The sequence below is a fragment of the Reichenbachiella agariperforans genome, assembly GCF_900142205.1.
In the GTDB taxonomy this organism is placed as follows: Bacteria; Bacteroidota; Bacteroidia; order Cytophagales; family Cyclobacteriaceae; genus Reichenbachiella; species Reichenbachiella agariperforans.
Genome location: NZ_FRAA01000005.1, coordinates 234,998 through 255,060, shown reverse-complemented (window position 1 = coordinate 255,060; position 20,063 = coordinate 234,998). Strand labels below are relative to the sequence as shown.

At 41.9% G+C, this 20,063-nt stretch carries 22 protein-coding genes; 8 read left to right on the top strand and 14 right to left on the bottom strand.

Annotated features, from left to right (window positions below; genetic code table 11):
* Window positions 1–20 precede the first annotated feature (20 nt).
* The 6 genes from BUB99_RS20440 (at window position 21) to BUB99_RS14290 (ending at window position 5,939) form a co-directional block, all read left to right on the top strand.
* Window positions 21–2,003, top strand: coding sequence for a methyl-accepting chemotaxis protein (locus tag BUB99_RS20440; protein WP_073123432.1), 1,983 nt, complete (start codon window positions 21–23; stop codon window positions 2,001–2,003).
* Window positions 2,004–2,012: 9 nt separating this feature from the next.
* On the top strand, window positions 2,013–2,888 hold the full coding sequence (locus BUB99_RS14310) for a CheR family methyltransferase (protein ID WP_073123584.1): 876 nt from the start codon (window positions 2,013–2,015) through the stop codon (window positions 2,886–2,888).
* Window positions 2,885–3,775: a sensor histidine kinase gene (locus BUB99_RS14305; RefSeq protein ID WP_073123430.1), complete on the top strand. Its 891-nt coding sequence runs from the start codon at window positions 2,885–2,887 to the stop codon at window positions 3,773–3,775. The genes BUB99_RS14310 and BUB99_RS14305 overlap by 4 nt, the downstream gene beginning before the upstream one ends.
* A 71-nt stretch (window positions 3,776–3,846) precedes the next feature.
* Window positions 3,847–4,248 (top strand): chemotaxis protein CheD, encoded by a 402-nt coding sequence (locus BUB99_RS14300; protein ID WP_221407513.1) that lies wholly within the window; start codon window positions 3,847–3,849, stop codon window positions 4,246–4,248.
* Window positions 4,245–5,306, top strand: coding sequence for a protein-glutamate methylesterase/protein-glutamine glutaminase (locus BUB99_RS14295; protein ID WP_073123428.1), 1,062 nt, complete (start codon window positions 4,245–4,247; stop codon window positions 5,304–5,306). The genes BUB99_RS14300 and BUB99_RS14295 overlap by 4 nt, the downstream gene beginning before the upstream one ends.
* A 12-nt stretch (window positions 5,307–5,318) precedes the next feature.
* Entirely contained in the window at window positions 5,319–5,939 is a 621-nt protein-coding gene (locus BUB99_RS14290) for a hypothetical protein (RefSeq protein WP_073123426.1), read from the top strand.
* 276 nt (window positions 5,940–6,215) lie between these two features.
* Here the strand turns inward: BUB99_RS14290 and BUB99_RS14285 are convergent, their stop codons facing one another.
* The 8 genes from BUB99_RS14285 to BUB99_RS14250 form a co-directional block, all read right to left on the bottom strand.
* Window positions 6,216–6,401 carry a hypothetical protein gene (locus BUB99_RS14285; RefSeq protein WP_073123424.1) on the bottom strand — a complete coding sequence of 62 codons (186 nt, stop codon included), beginning with the start codon at window positions 6,399–6,401 and terminating at the stop codon, window positions 6,216–6,218.
* A gap of 440 nt (window positions 6,402–6,841) precedes the next feature.
* Window positions 6,842–7,813: a VOC family protein gene (locus tag BUB99_RS14280; protein ID WP_073123422.1), complete on the bottom strand. Its 972-nt coding sequence runs from the start codon at window positions 7,811–7,813 to the stop codon at window positions 6,842–6,844.
* A 21-nt stretch (window positions 7,814–7,834) separates the two neighbouring features.
* Complete coding sequence (locus BUB99_RS14275) at window positions 7,835–8,128, bottom strand: 4Fe-4S dicluster domain-containing protein (RefSeq protein WP_073123420.1); 294 nt, start codon at window positions 8,126–8,128, stop codon at window positions 7,835–7,837.
* A gap of 173 nt (window positions 8,129–8,301) precedes the next feature.
* Window positions 8,302–9,174 (bottom strand): SDR family oxidoreductase, encoded by an 873-nt coding sequence (locus tag BUB99_RS14270; protein WP_073123418.1) that lies wholly within the window; start codon window positions 9,172–9,174, stop codon window positions 8,302–8,304.
* Window positions 9,171–9,572, bottom strand: coding sequence for a hypothetical protein (locus BUB99_RS14265; protein ID WP_073123416.1), 402 nt, complete (start codon window positions 9,570–9,572; stop codon window positions 9,171–9,173). The genes BUB99_RS14270 and BUB99_RS14265 overlap by 4 nt, the downstream gene beginning before the upstream one ends.
* Window positions 9,573–9,577: 5 nt before the next feature.
* A complete protein-coding gene (locus BUB99_RS14260) occupies window positions 9,578–10,111 on the bottom strand; it encodes a YceI family protein (protein ID WP_073123414.1) in 534 nt (177 codons plus the stop codon).
* Between the two features lie 70 nt (window positions 10,112–10,181).
* Window positions 10,182–10,586 carry a DoxX family protein gene (locus BUB99_RS14255; RefSeq protein WP_221407512.1) on the bottom strand — a complete coding sequence of 135 codons (405 nt, stop codon included), beginning with the start codon at window positions 10,584–10,586 and terminating at the stop codon, window positions 10,182–10,184.
* A 72-nt stretch (window positions 10,587–10,658) separates the two neighbouring features.
* On the bottom strand, window positions 10,659–11,177 hold the full coding sequence (locus tag BUB99_RS14250) for a Crp/Fnr family transcriptional regulator (RefSeq protein WP_073123412.1): 519 nt from the start codon (window positions 11,175–11,177) through the stop codon (window positions 10,659–10,661).
* Window positions 11,178–11,707: 530 nt separating this feature from the next.
* On the opposite strand from BUB99_RS14250, the gene BUB99_RS14245 reads away from it, so the two are divergent.
* On the top strand, window positions 11,708–12,112 hold the full coding sequence (locus BUB99_RS14245; RefSeq protein WP_073123410.1) for a DUF4345 domain-containing protein: 405 nt from the start codon (window positions 11,708–11,710) through the stop codon (window positions 12,110–12,112).
* A gap of 4 nt (window positions 12,113–12,116) precedes the next feature.
* Here BUB99_RS14245 and BUB99_RS14240 read toward each other — a convergent pair whose 3' ends face one another.
* From BUB99_RS14240 to BUB99_RS14225, 4 genes are all read right to left on the bottom strand, one after another.
* The gene (locus BUB99_RS14240) at window positions 12,117–12,710 is read right to left on the bottom strand and encodes a Crp/Fnr family transcriptional regulator (RefSeq protein WP_073123408.1); all 594 of its coding nucleotides are present in this window, start codon (window positions 12,708–12,710) and stop codon (window positions 12,117–12,119) included.
* A 389-nt stretch (window positions 12,711–13,099) separates the two neighbouring features.
* Window positions 13,100–14,485 (bottom strand): pectate lyase family protein, encoded by a 1,386-nt coding sequence (locus tag BUB99_RS14235; protein ID WP_073123406.1) that lies wholly within the window; start codon window positions 14,483–14,485, stop codon window positions 13,100–13,102.
* Window positions 14,486–14,955: 470 nt separating this feature from the next.
* The gene (locus BUB99_RS14230; protein WP_073123404.1) at window positions 14,956–15,675 is read right to left on the bottom strand and encodes a hypothetical protein; all 720 of its coding nucleotides are present in this window, start codon (window positions 15,673–15,675) and stop codon (window positions 14,956–14,958) included.
* Between the two features lie 672 nt (window positions 15,676–16,347).
* Window positions 16,348–17,325, bottom strand: coding sequence for a hypothetical protein (locus BUB99_RS14225; RefSeq protein ID WP_139281022.1), 978 nt, complete (start codon window positions 17,323–17,325; stop codon window positions 16,348–16,350).
* A gap of 72 nt (window positions 17,326–17,397) precedes the next feature.
* Here BUB99_RS14225 and BUB99_RS20435 point away from each other — a divergent pair, with 72 nt between their 5' ends.
* Entirely contained in the window at window positions 17,398–17,550 is a 153-nt protein-coding gene (locus BUB99_RS20435; RefSeq protein WP_170863812.1) for a hypothetical protein, read from the top strand.
* A 363-nt stretch (window positions 17,551–17,913) separates the two neighbouring features.
* Here BUB99_RS20435 and BUB99_RS14215 read toward each other — a convergent pair whose 3' ends face one another.
* Together BUB99_RS14215 and BUB99_RS14210 are read right to left on the bottom strand one after the other, a co-directional pair.
* Entirely contained in the window at window positions 17,914–18,237 is a 324-nt protein-coding gene (locus BUB99_RS14215) for a hypothetical protein (protein ID WP_073123394.1), read from the bottom strand.
* Window positions 18,238–18,479: 242 nt separating this feature from the next.
* Window positions 18,480–19,409 (bottom strand): endonuclease/exonuclease/phosphatase family protein, encoded by a 930-nt coding sequence (locus tag BUB99_RS14210; RefSeq protein WP_073123391.1) that lies wholly within the window; start codon window positions 19,407–19,409, stop codon window positions 18,480–18,482.
* Window positions 19,410–20,063: the final 654 nt, after the last annotated feature.

Below are 20,063 nucleotides of genomic sequence, written 5' to 3'. Positions count from 1 at the left end.
AGCTATAACTGATCATAACCATGAGATTGACCATCAAGAAAAAACTAACGCTAACTGCTTCGGTAATACTCATTCTGATATTGACATTGGGATGGATGTTTGTCCGTACATTTCATAGCAATGAGGCACTGACACAGGTTGACCAAAAAACACACCTTATAGCACAAAATGCTTTGAAGATCGCAGGAGCCAAAAACGATTTTGTGTATCACGAATTGCTATCAGATGCGTATCTGTCCTCAGGGAGTAGTGCTGCGATGAAAGAAATCAAAGCGGATCATGAAGAGGTAGAACGTGCCATACATGCACTGAAGTCTAATGAATGGGTCAAAGCACAGGGGATGGAGCCTGAGCTTACCGCATTAGAACAGCTATTCATAACTTATGAAAATGAATTCGTAACACTATCAACTGCTATGAGGCAGAGAGGTAAGCATCAGGCTGGGCGAGTGGGAGAACTCAAACGTGCGCTAACAGAGCTGCCTCAGGTTGAGAATGTGTCAGCGCTTAGGGTTTACCTTGACTTGCACGATCTGGCTTTTCTCTATGATGGGGTGCATTTAGATATGGACTATGCAATCGGGCGATTGGATGCGTCATTGATGGCTGGTGATTTGGATAGTACTCAAGTACACGAAACCCGCACCCTTTTGACAAATCTGGATCAAGTGGAGCGTGAAATTGGTTACGATAACTCTCAGGGAATCAAAGAGGATATTCAAGTCGTAGCTGCTCAGACACTACAGGCAGTTGAACAATTAAATACAGGGATAAGTGAGCTAGTTGCGACGCAGAGAGCAGATAGCGAACGAGGTGTGATCATCGGTATGATACTGGTGACACTCGTTTTGATCGTGGTAATGTGGGTCGTGTTTTATCAAGTTTCTCGGTCTGTATCACACGCACTTCATACCGTCACTACCTTTGCCAATGGAGATCTGGAGGCCAAGATCAAGAAAGTTAGTGATGACGAACTAGGGGACTTGGTGGAGAAGTTTGAATCCATGACTACCAATTTTAGAAATCTCATTGGGACACTCAAAGCAGTGGGTAAGTCTATGGTCAAGGCCTGTGAGGAGATGAACGTAACGACGCATCGTATCGCAGAAGGGGGCACAGAGCAGGCGAGTTCTGCTGAGGAGATATCCGCCTCTATCGAAGAGATGGCGGCCAATATCAATCAAAACACCAAAAATGCAAGAGAGACCGAGGCGATCGCACAATCAGGCGCTGAAAACCTCAAAAACAGTAATGATGCCGTCAAGAAGACAGTCCTGTCGATGAAAATCATCACAGACAAAATCTCTATCATCGGCGAAATCTCTCGACAAACTAACCTCTTGGCACTCAATGCAGCAGTCGAGGCAGCGAGAGCTGGCGAGCATGGCAAAGGCTTTGCCGTTGTAGCTGCTGAGATACGTCGCCTGGCCGAACGCAGTCAGCTAGCTGCCAATGAGATCAACCAAGTCTCTGCGTCTAGCGTCTCTACAGCCATGGAATCTGGTGAGATGTTAGAGGTCGTCGTGCCAGAGATAGAAAACACAGCCCGTCTCGTACGTGAGATTGCCAGTAGTACTGTGGAACAAAACAACGGAGCAGAGCAGATTAACAACGCCGTACATGTCCTCAACGAAGTGGCACAAAAGAATGCCAATGGATTAGGAGATTTGGCGCACAATGCGGAGAACCTTATCAAACTATCTGGACAAATCCATGAAGTGCTTTCTTTCTTTAAAACCGCTGAACGTCAGGTGGATGATGTGAGTCAGCTCAAGTCAGTGACAGGCAATAGAACCATGGCATCTGTGTCCACCAAGAAGAAAACAGAAGTGCCAAAAGTGGATGCTAAAAAGAAAACAACAGTACAGAAAACAGAGACACCCAAAACTGCTCCAAAACCGACAGCAAGGCCAGTGTCTGCTCCTAAGAAAGTGGTGTCTGGAGTCAACATAGACTTGGGTACGCCTTCTTCTATTTCAGATTCGGATTTCGAAAGTTTTTAATCGATGGACATGCCAGTACCTAAACCCAATACCGCTATCACCCATACACTGTCTCGCAAGATGCTGAACCCAGAGCAGTTCATACAGCTCAGTGAGTTCATCACGACCAACTATGGGATCAAACTACCAGAGCACAAGAAAGTAATGGTAGAGGGAAGACTCCAAAAGCGTCTCAAAGAGTTGCAGTTGGAGAGCTTTGCAGAATATATAGATTTAGTATTGGGACATGAGGAGACCGAGGAGGTTGTCCACATGATCAATGCCGTATCGACTAACAAGACAGATTTCTTCAGAGAATCTGCACATTTTGATTTTATGAACGAAGTGCTGCTGCCTAGTCTGTTTGCAGAGAAGCGGGCAGGTGACATCAAGATATGGAGCTCGGCAGCATCTACTGGAGAGGAGATTTACACCATCGCCATGGTGATGGAAGAGTTCATGAAGAAGCATAAACTCACACACCGTTCGTACCGAATACTAGGTACCGACATATCTGTCGATGCTTTGCACACCGCCATCAATGGGGTCTATAATATTGCGCGGCTGATCAATATGTCGCAGCAGCTCAAAAAGGAGTATTTCCTCAAAAGCAAAGACCTTAATAAACCTATAGTGAGAGTGAAACCAGAGCTGCGTGCTAAGACTGCGTTTGGTAGACTCAACCTCATGGACGAAGAGTACAAGCTAGAAGATACCTATGATATCATCTTTTGTAGAAACGTGCTCATCTATTTTGATCGTGAAAACCAAGACAAGGTAATCAGTAGATTAGTCAAGAAACTCAAACCCGGAGGATACCTTTTTGTAGGACACTCCGAGTCATTGTTTAGAACTGCGACGAACCTCAAACTCGTTAAGCCCACCATTTACCAGAAAGCACTATGACTCAACTCTCAGACGAACAACTACTGGAGGAGCTGAAAGCACGCTTCGCCGAAAAGAACGAACTGCTACAGGAGCAGAAGCGGTTCATGGCAGATCTAAAGGTCGTCAATGATAAGCTCTTGCAGTCCGAGCGACTCAAGTCACAGTTTCTCTCCAATATCAAAAATGAAATCAACAACCCGATGACCTCCATCATGGGCTTGCTGCGATTGAATCTGTCTGGACATCTATCTCCTGAGGCCTGGGTCAAAAACACGAAACTGGTCTACCAAGAGGCATCCGCACTCAATTTTCAACTGCGAAATTTGTTCATGGCAGCTGAGTTGGAGGCAGGTGATGCACAGCTCGAGCTAGGGCAGTTTACCTGTGTGGAGGTGATTGGAGAGGCGATCGCGATGGTACAGAATCAGTTGAATGATTGTCAAGTTACCTGTCGAGTAGATGCAGATGTCAACGAAATCCTCTATTCGGATAGAAATAAGGTGTTGATGATCCTGTCTAATTTGATCTCCAATGCACACAAGTTTAGTGATCCTGAAACAGGGGAAATAGAGATCGAACTGTCACGCAATGCAGAAGATCATTTGGTATTCGTTATTCGAGACAATGGAGTAGGGATATCCGATGCGGATCGCGCCACTATCTATGACCGATTTAACCAGCTCGAAGGAGGGACAACCAAAACCTACGGAGGTCATGGTCTGGGACTGTCCATCGTGCATGCGTTGGTCGATATGCTGGATGGTACGATGCAGATAGATTCCGCATTAGGAGAGGGGACGGTCGCGACTGTGCGATTGTCATCAGTAACGTCTGAGGGTAACCTGTCACTCTTTGATGAGGATGACTTTGAATTGTTTTCAGATAGCAGCGAAGAGAGCTTTTGACAACTGTATCGAAGATATCGACTCATTTTCTGTACCCTTCACACTTATTCGTAGGGTCACAGCACACGGAAGTGACGACTGTATTGGGCTCATGTATATCGGTGTGTCTCTATGATACGGTCAGGAAAATAGGAGCGATCAATCATTTCATGCTGCCCTTCTGGAATGGTCAAGGTCTGGCATCTGTGAAGTATGGCAACATTGCTACAGAAAAACTGATCAAGGAGATGCTACGCCACAACTGCAGGGTAGAAAATATCATCGCCAAGGTATTTGGTGGAGCCAACCAAGTGGAATTTACAGCTCGGATAGGAGATAGAAATGCCGAAGTAGCACATGATATACTCAAAGAACATGGGATACGAGTCGTGGCAAAAAGTGTCGGAGGGAAAGTAGGAAGAAAGATCATCTTCGATACGGAATCAGGTGTCGTGAAGATGCGCTATGTAGGGTCTCAGAAGAAAACGCCATGAGTGTAGACAAGATTAAAATACTGATCATAGATGATTCACGTTCCGTGCAAAAAATGCTGGAATATGTTTTTGCACAAAGTGATGAGCTGGAGGTGATCGGTGTGGCCAATGATGCCTACGAAGCAGTCGATATCATGCGAAAGGTCAAGCCAAATGTCATACTACTGGATGTCAGAATGCCCAAAATGGATGGACTGACCTTCCTCAAAAAACTCATGAATCAGCATCCGATTCCTGTGATTGTGTTTTCATCTCTAATCACTAAAAACCCGGAAATAGGCGTCAAAGCACTAGAGTACGGCGCAGTGGAGGTAATAGACAAACCAGTGATAGACTACTCTAACATGACGACTACACTGGTGCAGGAGGAGAAGCTGCTACAGGTCGTACATGCTGTTGGTAGAGAACAGATCCCGAGTCGCAGTATCTACCAAACTAGCGTACCGAAGACACCTATGCCACTAAGTCAGGTACGACCAGATACTGTCGTGTGTATCGGTGCATCAGCAGGAGGGACGCAGGCGATCAAGCATTTGCTGTCGCAGCTTCCGGATAATTTTCCGCCGATAGTGGTAGTCCAGCACATGCCCGTGGAGTTTACGGGGCAGTATGCTCGTTATCTCGATAGTGTGTGTCCTATGGAAGTGGCAGAGGCAGTAGATCAAGAGACGCTCAGATCAGGCAAGGTCTATATCTCGCCTGGTGATAGACATCTCACAGTTGAAAAATATGGAGGAAGTTACCGAGCCAGGCTTTTTGATGGTCCCAAAGTTTCAGGACACAAACCCTCTGTGGATAGGCTATTTCAGTCTGTGACTGGCGACTGGGCCAAGTACGTCATCGGTGTGATCCTTACAGGGATGGGCAAAGATGGTGCTATAGGTATGCTGGGCATGCATACTGCAGGAAGTCATACCATAGCACAGGATGAGGACAGTTGTGTGGTGTTTGGGATGCCCAAAGAGGCCATTGCACTCCAAGCTGTCGATCAGGTATGCCCTCTAGATCAAATCCCACAGGTACTCATGAAACTCGTGATGAATAAAACTAAAAATTAACCATTCAAGATTATGATATTTGACTTACAAGAAAAAGAGCATCAGATCGCTACAGACCTGATCAAAGATGGACTGGATCACGCATCGGTGACCTTGTCTAGTATCCTCAAAACACCAATAGCAATCAAGAAAATCGATTTTGGCTTTGATTCCCTACAGCAAGTAGAAAGCGTGCGCCCGACGGACGATGCGAGTAGTAGTTATTACCTGCTACGGACAGGGTTGATCGGTGAACTCAAAGGGGTTTGTCATTTGATATTCACCGCAGAGGAGATAGAAAAAATCAATGCGGCCTGTTTGCCTGAGCATTTTCAGAAGAGTGCCTCGGTAGAAGCTGCCGCGCTCAGTGAAGGGTTTTTGACAGAACTGGACAATATCGTGTCTGCTGCTGTAATCACACAGTTCTCTAACTATCTCGATGTAGATTTATTTGGTCATGTGCCTAGCCTGCATATAATGCCAGCTGGCGAACTGAAAGATTATTTGCAGTCTGAGGCGGAGGAGTTCAACAACGTGGTTTATTTCAAAGCTAATTTTGTCGGGGAAGAATTGGACATTACACCAGACTTTACGTGGATGTTTCAGGATCAGTTCTTGAACAAGATTCGCGAACGTAGTGCGGAGGGGGCTTAGATATAGGGATTGAGAACCGCTTGGCCTGTCCTGACGAAGAAAGGACGTGGTGGTGTGAGCAGCCTGCGGCAAGCAGGTAACTAAGTAAGCCGCTTAGCGCCTGTTATATTCCTTGGGTTCTGAGCAGTGTGAAAGATACGAGAGATGGTTATTTTGTCCTTTGAAAGTCGATAAATGATCTTGTAGCCCCAACGATTTTGGCATATGAGTTCCCACGTTCTTCAGAGATGTATTTAACGATTCTTTCGAATTGGTCGAGAGAGGTCTTAGTCCAAACTACTTTACCCATTGGTTGAGTCGTTCCTTGACCTCCGAAGTTGTGAATACCCTATTCGCTTGCTCATCTTGTTCGGACTTTTCAATGTCTGCCAGCAAAGCAAGTTGTTCGTACACGTCTTCTAATGTTGAGTCAGGAGTCAGTTGCCCCGCTATGGTGTTCAGATGTTCCTTGAGATTGTCCATATATCAAATTTAGCAAATCCGCTTGTTAATTCCCACGACATTTTGCGACTGGACGAGTGGAATACAACGACCAGCTATGATGAGTGGGGATTAGAAAGTACTAACCTTTCGAGTTCCTCACCGCCACAGCAGCTTTTATCAAATATATTACTTGTGGCGGACTTTCCAATCCCCACAATAGAATCCTGACCGCTAAACCGCCATGCATCTCATATCAAATGTATGTGTCCAGTATGTGCATGTGTTAACAAAGTTAACACGAAAGTTCCAGCGGGTGAAAGTCCCTTACGAGCCGGCCTGTAGGGTAGGGATTGAGAACCGCTTGGCCTGTCCTGACGAAGAAAGGATCTGGTGGTGTGAGAGGCGCACCGGCGGTCATTTGACCGTCAGCCGTCTACTCGATTGTATGCCGTTTTTTTACCAGCTGAAATTTAAGCAGATCAGGAATACGTCAAGCAAATTTTGTTTCCGGAAGGGTCTAAGAACCAATACCCGTCATCTTTTTTCTTAAAGTCAGTCAGGTTACTCAAAGCCAAGTCTAATTTTTCCTTGCTGTTAAAAATGATATTGAAATGTCGCATCCCAGCGCTATCACCTGAAGCCAATGGTCTGTTTACCCCATGCCAGGAATTCATAGCAATTCGGTGCTTATAGGAACCTCCGGCTCCAACATCTGCGTACATGAATTGCGGTAAATTGTTGAAAGACTCAAAGCCCATCTTTTGATAAAAACTATTAGATTTTGCCACGTTATTCGCATAAAGATGCAGGTGACCAATATAGGTCTCGTTCGAAATGATTTTATCCATGTTTGGACTTCCTAAGTGACTCATTACTTCGTCTAGATCGAGACCATCGGATGCACTGCGAATGTTGCCATTCACATCTTCTATGCTTAGACCTCTATCGGTAACTACCCGCTTAAAGCGTTCTGGCGTTTCCAATGTAAACTCTATGTTGATTCCGTCAGGATCATCCAAGTAAACGGACTTAGACATGGTGTGATCTACAGGCGAAAACGGATACTTATTCAGCGCCAATCGGTAAACCATACTGGCAAATTCTTGAATGTTAGGTGCATGAATAGCCACATGATATAGGCCACTGTATCCTTTTTGAAATTTCTTTTTGGCGGTTTCATGAAGCACTACCAATGTATTTACGTCCGTACCCAATTCAGCAGTATTCCCAGAAGTGATTCGCAGTTTCATGCCTACTATTTCGGTCCAAAATCGGGTAGATTTTTCAAGATTGGTAATGTTGAGATGTATGGCTCCAAATGAAGCAAATTTTTCTAAAGTCTGTTGTTCTTTATTCATATCTGAAATAATGTGTGCGATGGATGCAAATCCATCCATAGAGGTGACAAGCGAAGCACCAAGGATTGTTTTTAGAAAAAGTTTTCGTTCCATAAGCCCAATATTGAAACTAACTCAAGTCGGTATTTTGATTAGTCTTACGGCTTTTTCGGGACAAGCTTGTACACATAGACCACAAGCATGACACAAAGATGGATCTGTGATATACGCTTTGTGTTTAAAAAAGAAGGTTTTTATTTTTCCTTTCAGGTTCAAGGCAGCCTTGTCTTCCAGACTTATGGGCCGCATTTCTAATACATCGTATGGGCAAATAGCGACACAGTCTTCCTTTGCTCCACAGCTATTGAAATCAACAAGTGGCATTAGTTTGCCACCACTTTCTGCACAATTGTTTTCTTCGCTTTTCATCTTTTAGATGTCATCTTGAATAGCTTTAGTGTCATTTTTATTCCCCTTGGGAAATAATTTTTACGACGAAAAAAGAATAAATGCAATTAGGAGAGCACTAAAATTTTAATGAGATCAGGTTTTCCTGGTTTTAGCAGATATCTAACTACATTTATTCCTTAAGTGATTGTTACTTATTTCTTAGCGTATAAGTCACTTAAATATGCTTTGTAACTCACAGCTTCTCTACCTAATAAGGTAGGCAAGTCTGTGTCTCCAGCTATCAATTCACCTTGTGCAATACCCGCAGCAAAACCTGCCAACATATCGGCCACCATTTGCGGAGCTCCTGCTCCAGTTAATGCACTTTTATATTCTTCTACGCCAGGGCTAAAGTAGTTTACCGGTTTTCCAGCAATGATTGACAAATGCTCGGCCACTTCTCTAAAGGATAATGAATGAGAATTAGAAATGTTGTAGACTTTGTCCTCATGGTCATCGCCCATCAAAATATTGGCTGTAGCCTCTGCTATATCCGAACGCAGTGTAAAGGCAATTTTTCCTTCTTGAGCCGGATAGAAAACACCCTTGTCAAAAACTTGTTCTCCCAGAATCCAAGGCAGAATATCCATATAAAGATTATTCTGAAGCAGTGTATATCTCATACCACTTTCTTTAATTGCATTTTCCGTAGCTAAGTGTGAATTACTTACAAAAGCGATAGGTGAATCTGGGCTGTCAGATTGGCGCTGGATGCTGGTATAGAGAATATGTCTCACTCCGGCTTCCTTAGCAGCTTTTACGACATTGATTTGCTGCTTATCCCGATTTTCAAGATCACTACTAGAAATAAATAACAGCTTATCTGTGCCTTCAAAAGCCGCGACCAAAGCGCTATAGTTATCATAGTCTCCTATTTTGATATTGACTCCTTTTTCTTTTAGAGCTTGGGCTTTTTCTTCATTTCTTGCAAGTGCTGTTATGTTTGCTGGGTTAAGCCCTTTTTGAATTAAATGTTCTATTACCCCAGATCCTAATTGTCCGGTGGCACCTGTAATTGTTATCATTTTATTTGAATTTTAATTTGTTGAAAAAAAGGTTGAATCGTGAAGTACGCCAGGGCAGGAAAGAAGTGCATAGGCACTACTAAGCCTGGGAAAAGTTCAGGAAATTCAATATCCAATGGTAACGCCATCCCAATGGGTCCAATAATGCTAGCAAATGACAACACGCAAATGAGGACATTGAGCCAACCTTGAAAGTTGGTTTTATCCAATTTGCACAAGATGATGTAGCCTAACGCAATAAGCATACAGCCTATGAAAGAAGAACCAATAATAGATCCCACGTTGATTATTTTATCAAAATCTGTTAGTAAGGTGCCCTGATATATATTCAAATAAATCACACTGGCCAATGATGATAACGCGCCAGCTACCAGACCTTGTACAAATATCTTTTTCATCTTAATTATTTTCTAGTGACTGGTACTGTGATATCTATTGACAACTCCTCTGGTACTTTTGCAGACATTCCTTTGCTAGTGCCGACCTTAAAGTCAAGTCGATTGATCGTAAAACTGCTGCTAAACACCTCATTTTCGAAGGTAAATGGCATAGTAAATTCTTTGGCTACACCGTGTATCTGCAATGTGCCTGTCACCTCATATCCAGTAGCTGTTTTAGCAAAGCTCTTAGAAGTGAAATCAATGGTTGGGTAATTGTCTGCATCGAACCACTTGTCACTTACAGCATGTTTGTTTTGCATGCCTCTGCCCGTGTTGATGGAGCTTACGTCTACTTTTACGTCGAACCTAGAACTCTGTAAATCGTCCGGATCAAAGGAAACATCACCATCCATTTTGGTAAAGACGCCAGTAGGGTCTTCGCTGGTGAATTTGATAGAAAAGTCGTCACTAATCTTCCAATCGATTGATGCTTTGATTGTGAAGGCTGAGAGTGCTATGACTGCTACTAAGGCGGTCAGAATATTTACTTTTTTCATTGTCTTATATTTTAAATCAATTATCTCATCATGGGCAACATTGAGCCACGAATGATGAAGAAACCTTTATTTATTTTGCTGCGATTGGAGTTTTTTTGCTTCTTCCCCAAGCAATGAAGAGTGCTACGGCCAACATGATTACATTGAATCCTATTGCTTCAAATTCTCCTCTTGATCCATGAAATATAGCAGCTAAGAGCATGATAGCGCCAATGCCTAGGGCTGCCCAGATAGTTAAAAATGGCTTGATTCGTAGAATGGCTGGCAGTAATAGACCTATTCCTCCTAGCAACTCACTAACGCCAATGAACCTCACCAATCCGAGAGGAGTGGATGTGACCCATACGAGTGATTCGGCCAACGCATCCACTGGTTGCGTGGCTTTCATAAACCCAGCCATGATAAACATCGCTGCTAATAATCCTTGTGCAATCCATAATGTGATATGCATTGCTTTGTTTTTCTTTTGTTCCATGTCTTAAAATTTTTATAAGACAAAAGTCCAAAAGGCTCGATAGATAAAAAATAAGAAATCTTAAGAAATGCGCTACTTCTTTTTAGCCAACTTGCCGCGAGTATAGCTTAAGTGCTCAGGGGTCATTCCAAGGTAGGAAGCGATCAGCTTTTGTGGTAACCGTTGAACTAGGGCAGGGTAGGTTTGTGTAAATTCTAGATATTTCTCTTCGGCTGTTCCGCTCAAAAGCGAAATCAATCGGTTATTTGAAGCAATCAGATTATTGCGGAACTTCAGTCCTAATTCTACTTGCCATTCATGATTCAATTCTTCAAAACTCGGTACAACTTCTTTACCAATCATTTGAACTTCTGAATTTTCTATGGCGTCAATGAATATTTTGCTGGGAGTTTGTTTTGTGAAGCTTTCCAAATCAGAAATGAACCATCCTTCTGGAGCAAACTGTAGAATATGATCCTTCCCAGAACTATCTAACACGTAGCTTTTCAGACAGCCGCTTATTACTCTGTAGCCATAGTTGCATTTTTGTCCAGGACTTAATAGTACTGTTCCTTTCTCTAGATTTTTCGTTTTGAGATTTTTAAAGTCCATGTTATTAGATTGACTTATGAGGTTAGCTCCAATGGTGTGTAACGCCTGTGTAGGACGATGTGCCCTCACAGCTTGATTAAGGCAGAAAGATAGCCGATCCGCGCACAACCACAAAAGCTTGTTTAGTCATTGACCGTTAGGTGTTGACCGACCCCCCTGTTCTGAAACGGGTCTAGACTATTTAATCACGTCTAAATTCGTGAAGGAATCCTAATATAGGGATAGCCTTCAATTAGGAGGACAAGATAGCAAGTCTGATTGGATGAACTGGGGCGGAGCGTAAAGAAAATGTCTGTTAGACATTTTTAGCGAGGAGCCGGCCTGTAGGGTAGGGATTGAGAACCACTTGGCCTGTTCTGACGAAGAAAGGATCTGGTGGTGTGAGAGGCGCACTGGCGGTCATTTGACCGTCAGCCGTTTACTCGATTGTAGATAGTTTTTTTCTATGAGTTTACTTTCTTACCCAAAGTCAAGAGAATTGAGCATTGCGCTTCTGATATTTGGATAATAATTGATTAAGTAAATAGCTCATGAAAAAGATTAATTCAATACAATTTACCTTATTTCTGTTTGGAGTAATTGCAGTAGGAATAGGCTTTTCAGTTTTGTTTTTTCCGGTGCAGTTTGAGGCCTCTGCTGATATTGTTCTTGAAAAAGATGCCAGCCTTCTTAGCGAATTACGTGCTTTTGGAGGACTTATATTTGTTGGTGGGATTGTGATTTTATTAGGTGTATTTAAGCAAAGTTTGATATTGTTGTCAGTCGGTACTTCCACCATTCTTTATTTGACTATTGCCTTCTCTCGTTTAGTTGGTATGGTCTTGGATAACATGCCATCACACACTATCGTCTCGGCAACTATTGCGGAGATCGTCATAGGAGTCATAAGTATGATTATTCTGTTAAAAGTGAACAGTTCAAAAAAGGTGGGGTGATGGTCTAAATGGCTTCTATATTAAGCTTATCCGTTAGCCTTTTTCGGATTCTGCTAAAGGATTCTGGGGTAACACCAATATAGCCAGCCAAGTGATGCAGAGGGACTTTTTGTAAGAGCTCTGGCTGGCTGTTTAGTATATTCAAATATCTTTCTTCAGGTGTTTGATTGATCATTGAAGATAGTCGTTTCTGTAAAACGATAAAATCCTGGGTCATCAGGGTATTTACCAAGTACTTTAGTTTAGGAAATTGGTCATGAAGTTTTTGTTCTTCCTCGTATGTCCCACATGTCAGGACAGCATCTTCTACACAGGAGAGATAGTATTCTGACGGAGTTCCTTCCATATAACTAGTATATAAAACTGCTGCCTGTCCTTCGGTAAAGAATGTGGTAGTTTTTTCAGTGCCGTTCTTTAGTTGATATTGACGGATACATCCATCCAGAACGTAGTAGCAGCTTCTGCAAATTTGTCCTTCTTTCAAAAGAACCGTACCTTTCTTGAAATGCTTTACCGATGTAGCATCCACAATAGCATTCACCTCAGAATAACTAAAGGTATCTAATTTGGTGAGGAATTCTTTAAGTCGGTCTTTCATTTGTCCTTCATACTTATCTACAACGTTTAGTACATGGCAAGTAGGGCAGTAGAAAGCAATAAACTTTCAGTTTTGCACTTAGCCAAAGCGTTGTATTTTGTTTTTAATTTATTCATTCATAAAAGCCAAATCAACGATTTGGCGGTGTTTGTAAGTAGCACTGAACTTTCGAAAACTACGGAACGCCCTATTGGCTATATACCGTGTGTGTCCAGTATGTACATGTGTTAACAAAGTTAACACGAAAGTTCCAGTGGGTGGAAGTCCCTTACGAGCCGGCCTGTAGGGTAGGGATTGATGTCCTGACGAAGAAAGGACCTGGTGGTGTGAGAGGCGCACTGGCGGTCATTTGACCGTCAGCTGTCTACTCGATTGTGTCGTCATGCTTTCTATTTAATGCTATTTAAATATTTTTCTAACAGAGTATATCCATCAGATGAAATGTTATTTCTATCATCTGGATTTGACTTATCTAAATCGTTATTATCTTCCCAATCATCGGGCATTCCGTCATGGTCTGTATCTAAAGGTGCTTCTAAACTTTTAAGTATCGGCCAGCCTCCGACATCTTCTTGCGTATCAATTATACCGCATATTTTTGTTGTGTCGGCTACTTGATATTCTTTTTTGTACGTTTTACCCTCATACGTTGCATAACCATCTGTTACTTCTTTAATAATTCGAGTATCTATTAGATCTCTTTTTGGCAATTTTGCTCCAGCATTATCAAGTACTAGTTTATACGCTTCTTCTGCTTTTTGTTGATTAATAGGCATTGATGTCCAAGGCGCTTGGAGTTTGATTTTTTCAAAAGATAGTTCAGTTTGCACTCCTCCATTCCAATTATCAGTTGAAACTTCTTCGTTGCCCTCTACTGTATTTTTAGCAATATACCATTTACCGTAATCATCATTACCATCACCTCTGAATGACGGATTTGCAATTCTATACATTATCTCTCCTGGTTTTGTAGCTGGGCCTGGTTTATAATAGTTGGCTACAATATTTAAGTTTGTAAAATTGAATTTATCATTTCCGCTTTGATGTTTCTCACCACCATAAAGACTTTGATAGCCCCAATTGTAAATTACATTATTTCTATAATCTGTATTTCCACATCCTGAAGCCATACGTGGATTACGACTTGAATGATGAGCTAATAAATTATGATGATATGTTCCGTAATTACTTCCCCAGATTCCACCAAAGCCATGAGAACCTTTGACATGATTGGAATGGCTCATACTTTCAGAGACGATACACCATTGCACTGTTATACTATCACAATGATAAATCGACATACACTCATCGATACTCCAACTTGTAGATATATGGTCTAAAATAATATGCTTACAATATCTACTTGACATTGCATCATAGTCATTGCCTGATTCATCCCCTAATCTTACTCGTAAATATCTTATTATTACATTGTCTGCTCCAATATTCAGAGGGTGTCTCCGTATGCAAATGCCATCTCCAGGAGCAGTTTGACCCGCTATTGTAATAAAAGGGTGCCTGATAGTTAAAGCGCTTTCAAGTATAATAGTTCCGGATACTCTAAAAACAACTGTACGTGGTACCGAAGCTTCAATTGCTGCTCTCAAGCTACCTTCTCCACTATCATTCAAGTTGGTAACTTCATAAACTACTCCACCTCGTCCGCCTTTTGTATATTTTCCATATCCTTCAGCAGTTGGAAAAGCTAATTGCTGCGACCATAAATTTATAATGGTCAATAGTGAAATTAGTCCGGTTAATAGTGTCTTTTTCATTTTACTAATTTTAATTTATTGCAGAATAGTTTCGGACAGCTCAAAACCGCCATCGGATATAGACCATGTATGTGCCCAGTATGTGCATGTGTTAACAAAGTTAACACGAAAGTTCCAGCGGGTGGAAGTTCCTTACGAGCGGGTTCGTAGCTCGAATTGTTAGCAAGTCGCAGGGTTGGATGCCGTGAGGTGTTGACCGACCCCCGTTCTGCAACGGGCAGGCTATTTAATCACATCTGAATTCGTGTAGGAATCCCAATATTGGGATAGCCTTCATTTAGGAAGACAAGATAGCAAGTCTGATTGGATGAACTGGGGCGGAGCGTAAAGAAAATGTCTGTTAGACATTTTTAGTGAGGAGCCGGTCTGTAGGGTAGGGATTGATAATCTTCCTGCTTTTAACTAACCTAAAAGTGCCTCATGCTGAATGTAGAAAAGCGCATTGCAAATGCTTAAAAAAAGCGTCCTCGTTACAAACGAGGACGAGTTGGTTTTACCAGTTTTATTGTTATCCATTCATGTGGTTCGGGTTCAAAATCCCCTTCGAAGACCACATTACGAATGTTCAGCATGTTCATATTTCTGAGTTGTTCTACCTCTGAGTTTGGAATGGTGTCTTGGTCAACAATCACATACGTTGGAGTTCCGTTGGTTTCGTTCGATCGAACGGTTTCGATGAGCTGTTCGATTGACTTCTTACGAAATTCAATAATTTCCTCGTCGGAGTAGTTATCATTTTCCCATTCGTAGATGTCAGCGTTGTTAACCTCGTTCTGAAACTTACGCTGGGAGCGGTTATAACTCCAATCAACCCAGACAAGCATCAAAACCCAGAGTAATATGCCAACGACTATTGAATAAAGCCGTTCCTTATGCATCCTCAGAAAACCTTCCTTTTTTAGACTCCAACCTCCAAATACAATTGTGTACGGCCATCTGATAGCCATCCAAAAAAGATCGTACCAACCAAAACTCTCTATGGCTCTTGTGGCCATTTCGATTTTATGTTCAGCGTGTAATTGTTTCTTCCACTCGGTTACCTTTTTCTGTTGCAGTTCCTCCGAAACACCTCTGTTCGAAAGTTCACATTGAGCCTGTTCAACGGCAGATGCATTCCAGTCTTCGGGAAAGTTGGCGATTTCAATTAGTTCGTCCGTACTTCGAGAGGCTATGGGAGGATCAAATTTCAATTTTGTGATTCAGTTTCGGTTACAAGATAGACAAATCTCTGATTTGAGCTATCCCTTTTTGATTCATAGGGCAAATCTGAGATATGGCGGAGTTTCAGAATGCAGAGAACTTTCATTCACAACTGAATCGCCATGATTTCATCACAGAATGTATGTGCCCAGTATGTGCATGTGTTAACAAAGTTAACACGAAAGTTCCAGCGGGTGGAAGTTCCTTACGAGCGGGTTCGTAGCTCGAATTGTTAGCAAGTCGCAGGGTTGGATGCCGTGAGGTGTTGACCGACCCCCGTTCTGCAACGGGCAGGCTATTTAATCACATCTGAATTCGTGTAGGAATCCCAATATTGGGATAGCCTTCATTTAGAAAGACAAGACAGAAAGTCTGATTGGATGAACTGGGGCGGAGCGTAAAGAAAATGTCTGTTAGACATTTTTAGTGAGGATCCAGCCTGTAGGGTAGGGGGTGATAATCTTCCTGCTTTTAACTAATCTAAAAGTGCCTCATGCTGAATATAGAAAAGCGCATTGCAAATGCTTAAAAAAAGCGTCCTCGTTACAAACGAGGACGAGTTGGTTGGATGAACTGCCCAGTACAGTCTGTCCCGTACTTGATACGGGAATAACCGTACGCTGGGTGGTGTGAGGAGAGGCGCACTGGCGGTCATTTGACCGTCAGCCGTCTACTCGATTACCAGCTTTTTCTTTCATTTCACAACGATTGGCGATTACATAAAGTAATCTTTCTTGAAAATCTCCAAGTATTATGTCACCCCAAAATTTTCCATATAGATTAATCTTGGATGTTAGTTGATAGTTTGAAGATAGTTTGAGTAACACTTTACCGTCCTCAAGTTCCTTCAATTTATATGTAGCATTCACAAAGTTGAAATAGTTTCCATTTAACACATGCTGATCAAATACATTTTGTCTTATCGATTCTGGTGTTACATGAATACTAAATGAAACTGAATTATTTAGATCATACTCACTGATGTGTTCTTTGAATTCCAAACCTCCTTCAAAATTCCCTATTCGCTGACCCCCAACTTCCTTTTTGTCAACTTCTGCACTTATTGGCCTTGGAATTCCTATTCGATTGAAGAATCCAGATTTGTACTCTGCCTCATGAATAGGTTTGACTTCTATAATGTTAGACCAGATATTCTCAGAAGTACTTGATATAACCACCTCGTTTTCTATCTGATAAATTGATGATGGACTGTTAATCGCTTGTTCTAATGGAGAAAGCAAAAACGGTACTAAAAGTAGTGAAAGTAATTTCCCTTTTCGTTTTTCCTTATTTAACTGAACCAGCCGATAGATAAATGCCCCTATCGTTCCAAGAATAAAGAATGGCCCGGCTAAAACAAGCAGACAAATGAATTCTTCTAATCCTATTAGGAACATCGTTAGAAAAAAAGTTGCCGTAGTTAACCAAGGAATAAAGATTATATTCTTGTATGATTTTAGTTGTTCGTTGTTGGCAAATCCTAGAGGAACAATTCCTAAGATAGTTGGGATTACGAAAAGGTATGTGACAGAAGCTAATGTTGCCTTTTCATCAAATACTACACGGGTTATTAGCCCATATAGAACTCCTATTGACACTCCAATTAGAAGGAGTCCGTATTTCTGTTGAATTTTCTTCATTCCAGTATTGCTGGTAACGCTCAACTATCGGTTGTGTGCCCAAAGTTGACAGAAAGCACTAAAATAACGGAAGTGCACCATACCCACTACGGTATCTATGAAAAACTGCGTTCCACAAGTGAAAATCCAGAAGCACAGATCTTTCCAAAAGCGATGAAGTTTCAGAAGGTGCACTTCCGTGGGCAAGTCCCGATGAAGCTGGAAAAGAGGCAGTCTGGCACATAACCGATAGTGTCTGTATGTGCCCAGTATGTGCATGTGTTAACAAAGTTAACACGAAAGTTCCAGTGGGTGGAAGTTCCTTACGAGCGGGTTCGTAGCTCGAATCGTTAGCAAGTCGCAGGGTTGGATACCGTGAGGTGTTGACCGAACCCCGTTCTGCAACGGGTAGGCTATTTAATCACGTCTAAATCCGTAAAGGAATCCCAATATTGGGATAGTCTTCATTTAGGAAGACAAGATAGCAAGTCTGATTGGATGAACTGGGGCGGAGCGTAAAGAAAATGTCTGTTAGGTCTTTTTAGCGAGGAGCCGGCCTGTAGGGTAGGGATTGATAATCTTCCTGCTTTTAACTAACCTAAAAGTGCCTCATGCTGAATGTAGAAAAGCGCATTGCAAATGCTTAAAAAAAGCGTCCTCGTTACAAACGAGGACGAGTTGGCTAGTGTATTCTTTGCCATCATCGGCAGTTGTTCGGAATTTCCGAACAACTGAATTTTCTTCTAATTCCCCCTCTTTAAAGATATTACTGATATGCTCACTAATGGTCGCTTTTGCTTTACCAAAGAGCTCTTGCATGGCTTTTTGGGTAAGCCAAACCGATTCGTCTTGAAGAAGCACATCTACTTTTACATCTCCACTTTGGGAGGTATACAAGATAAATGAGGATTGATTAGGGCTTAGTTTTTCCATTCTAAGTTTTGATTTGTGTGGTTTTTTTACGCTACACACATGGCATAGATATCGCCTAGCTATCCTCCGTGGTGCTTGAGGTGTGTTTTGTTTCGGTTACAAATTAGGAAAATCTTCGATTTTCATCACTACCTTTTTTGACTCAAGTGAGGAAAAGCGAAGATTTTCCGGTGCTGGTAAAAATCGCGGCAATCAAATCTAGCAGAAATCACCATGGAGGATCCGGTTATGTTGTATGCTTTTTATTCTATTCCGAGTTCTACTATTATTGGTAAATGGTCAGAACCTATAAATTGACCTACTCTTCGAGACTTAACAGTTATTCCTTCTGAAACTAAGCAATGGTCTAACGTTGTTTTCGCCATGCCAAACCATGTAGGCCATGTTGGTAGAATTCCAAAGCCTTTTCGTGTGTCAATTAAGTTAGTATTCTTAACGAGTTGTTTAAAGTGGTTTGAAAATGATGAGCAGTTCAAATCACCTATCAAGATGTGTTCATTTATAGCTGAGACGGAATAATTTGTTAAAGCCATCAATTGATCGTTCCTGCTGTCAAAGTATTCTTTTCCAACTGGAGGTAAAGGATGAGTTGCTAAAATTGTTAAACGGTCTTTTCCGTAATTGAACTGAGCTTCAATAGAAGGCAATCCTGAATTGCCAATATTGATAACACCAGAAGAAGTACTATCGACACGGCTGTAAAGTGCTATCCCAAAATTATCGGTACGTGGGATAACAGTCTTATATTGGTATGAAGCCAAAGTTGGTTCAAGCATCATTTGCCATAACTCCGTCATTTCTTGTAATACCAGAACATCAGGAGATTCTGAATTTATAAATGCTTCAACGGACTCAAATTCTCCGTTCGAACTGAGCAAGTTTATGCAGACAATTTTGACTGTTTCTTGAATGTCGGAATTCTTGGTGTCACCAAAATATAGAGGTACTATGTCAAGCCCTGTTATTATAGCTAAAGGCAAGAAATACAAACCAATTCTGCGCTTCATGAAAAGCAGAATTGTAATGCAAAGCAATGATAAAATGAAGTATTGGAATTTAAAGTGACTGAATAAATCAAAGAACCAATTATCAGTTCCAAAATATCCAATAATTGTCGCAATCGAAGTAAGCGCAAGAACTGCAATAAGAGAGTAGTAGAGTAGTTTCTTCATTCAGGTTTGAGTATTCCGCAATTGCATACAACACTTCGCTATACGCAATAGCGTATATATATTATTGGTATCAACACTATGTCAGTCATTGATATCCCCCAAGAATACCCCTTAGCCCTGATAGATACAAGCAAGTCTCTAATTATATATACCTAGATACAGGGGGCAGTGAAGTGTGTTGGAATATGCTCCTGACGTCTCCGAGCCTTCGGGTTTGTTCCTGACGTCATCGGGAAGGAAGCTGTGATGCTAAATACTGTCCTGCAGGCTGCAGGAAGGGGCTGTTTTTGTCTTTTCAAAAACCCGCGCAGGTTTGACTCAAAGTCTGCACGGGTTTGACCTAAAGTCTGCGCAGATTCGGAGCAAAGTCTGCGCAGGTTTGATCTAAAGTCTGCGCGGATTTCTAGCAATGTTGCGCGGGTTTTCTAACAAACCTGTACAGGTTTAGCATAAAGTATCAGCAGGTTTGTGGCAAAGTATCAGTAGGTTTTTGGTAAAGCTTCAGTAGGTTTGGGACAAAGTCTGCGCAGACAGATTAAAGTGAGGCGTATCTATAAATATCGGAGATGATATTAAACGCTTAGGTAGTCAATGCGGTTGGGAAAATAGTCCGCTTGATAAAAGCGGGGCAAACGGATTGTTTCTCTATGGGGG

Bases quoted from the DNA above. Each gene is read 5' to 3' on its own strand.
- BUB99_RS20440 (WP_073123432.1), top strand. From the start codon at position 21: ATGAGATTGACCATCAAGAAAAAACTAACGCTAACTGCTTCGGTAATA.
- BUB99_RS14310 (WP_073123584.1), top strand. From the start codon at position 2,013: ATGCCAGTACCTAAACCCAATACCGCTATCACCCATACACTGTCTCGC.
- BUB99_RS14305 (WP_073123430.1), top strand. From the start codon at position 2,885: ATGACTCAACTCTCAGACGAACAACTACTGGAGGAGCTGAAAGCACGC.
- BUB99_RS14295 (WP_073123428.1), top strand. From the start codon at position 4,245: ATGAGTGTAGACAAGATTAAAATACTGATCATAGATGATTCACGTTCC.
- BUB99_RS14290 (WP_073123426.1), top strand. From the start codon at position 5,319: ATGATATTTGACTTACAAGAAAAAGAGCATCAGATCGCTACAGACCTG.
- BUB99_RS14285 (WP_073123424.1), bottom strand. From the start codon at position 6,401: ATGGACAATCTCAAGGAACATCTGAACACCATAGCGGGGCAACTGACT.
- BUB99_RS14280 (WP_073123422.1), bottom strand. From the start codon at position 7,813: ATGGAACGAAAACTTTTTCTAAAAACAATCCTTGGTGCTTCGCTTGTC.
- BUB99_RS14275 (WP_073123420.1), bottom strand. From the start codon at position 8,128: ATGAAAAGCGAAGAAAACAATTGTGCAGAAAGTGGTGGCAAACTAATG.
- BUB99_RS14270 (WP_073123418.1), bottom strand. From the start codon at position 9,174: ATGATAACAATTACAGGTGCCACCGGACAATTAGGATCTGGGGTAATA.
- BUB99_RS14265 (WP_073123416.1), bottom strand. From the start codon at position 9,572: ATGAAAAAGATATTTGTACAAGGTCTGGTAGCTGGCGCGTTATCATCA.
- BUB99_RS14260 (WP_073123414.1), bottom strand. From the start codon at position 10,111: ATGAAAAAAGTAAATATTCTGACCGCCTTAGTAGCAGTCATAGCACTC.
- BUB99_RS14255 (WP_221407512.1), bottom strand. From the start codon at position 10,586: ATGGAACAAAAGAAAAACAAAGCAATGCATATCACATTATGGATTGCA.
- BUB99_RS14250 (WP_073123412.1), bottom strand. From the start codon at position 11,177: ATGGACTTTAAAAATCTCAAAACGAAAAATCTAGAGAAAGGAACAGTA.
- BUB99_RS14245 (WP_073123410.1), top strand. From the start codon at position 11,708: ATGAAAAAGATTAATTCAATACAATTTACCTTATTTCTGTTTGGAGTA.
- BUB99_RS14240 (WP_073123408.1), bottom strand. From the start codon at position 12,710: ATGAAAGACCGACTTAAAGAATTCCTCACCAAATTAGATACCTTTAGT.
- BUB99_RS14235 (WP_073123406.1), bottom strand. From the start codon at position 14,485: ATGAAAAAGACACTATTAACCGGACTAATTTCACTATTGACCATTATA.
- BUB99_RS14225 (WP_139281022.1), bottom strand. From the start codon at position 17,325: ATGAAGAAAATTCAACAGAAATACGGACTCCTTCTAATTGGAGTGTCA.
- BUB99_RS14215 (WP_073123394.1), bottom strand. From the start codon at position 18,237: ATGGAAAAACTAAGCCCTAATCAATCCTCATTTATCTTGTATACCTCC.
- BUB99_RS14210 (WP_073123391.1), bottom strand. From the start codon at position 19,409: ATGAAGAAACTACTCTACTACTCTCTTATTGCAGTTCTTGCGCTTACT.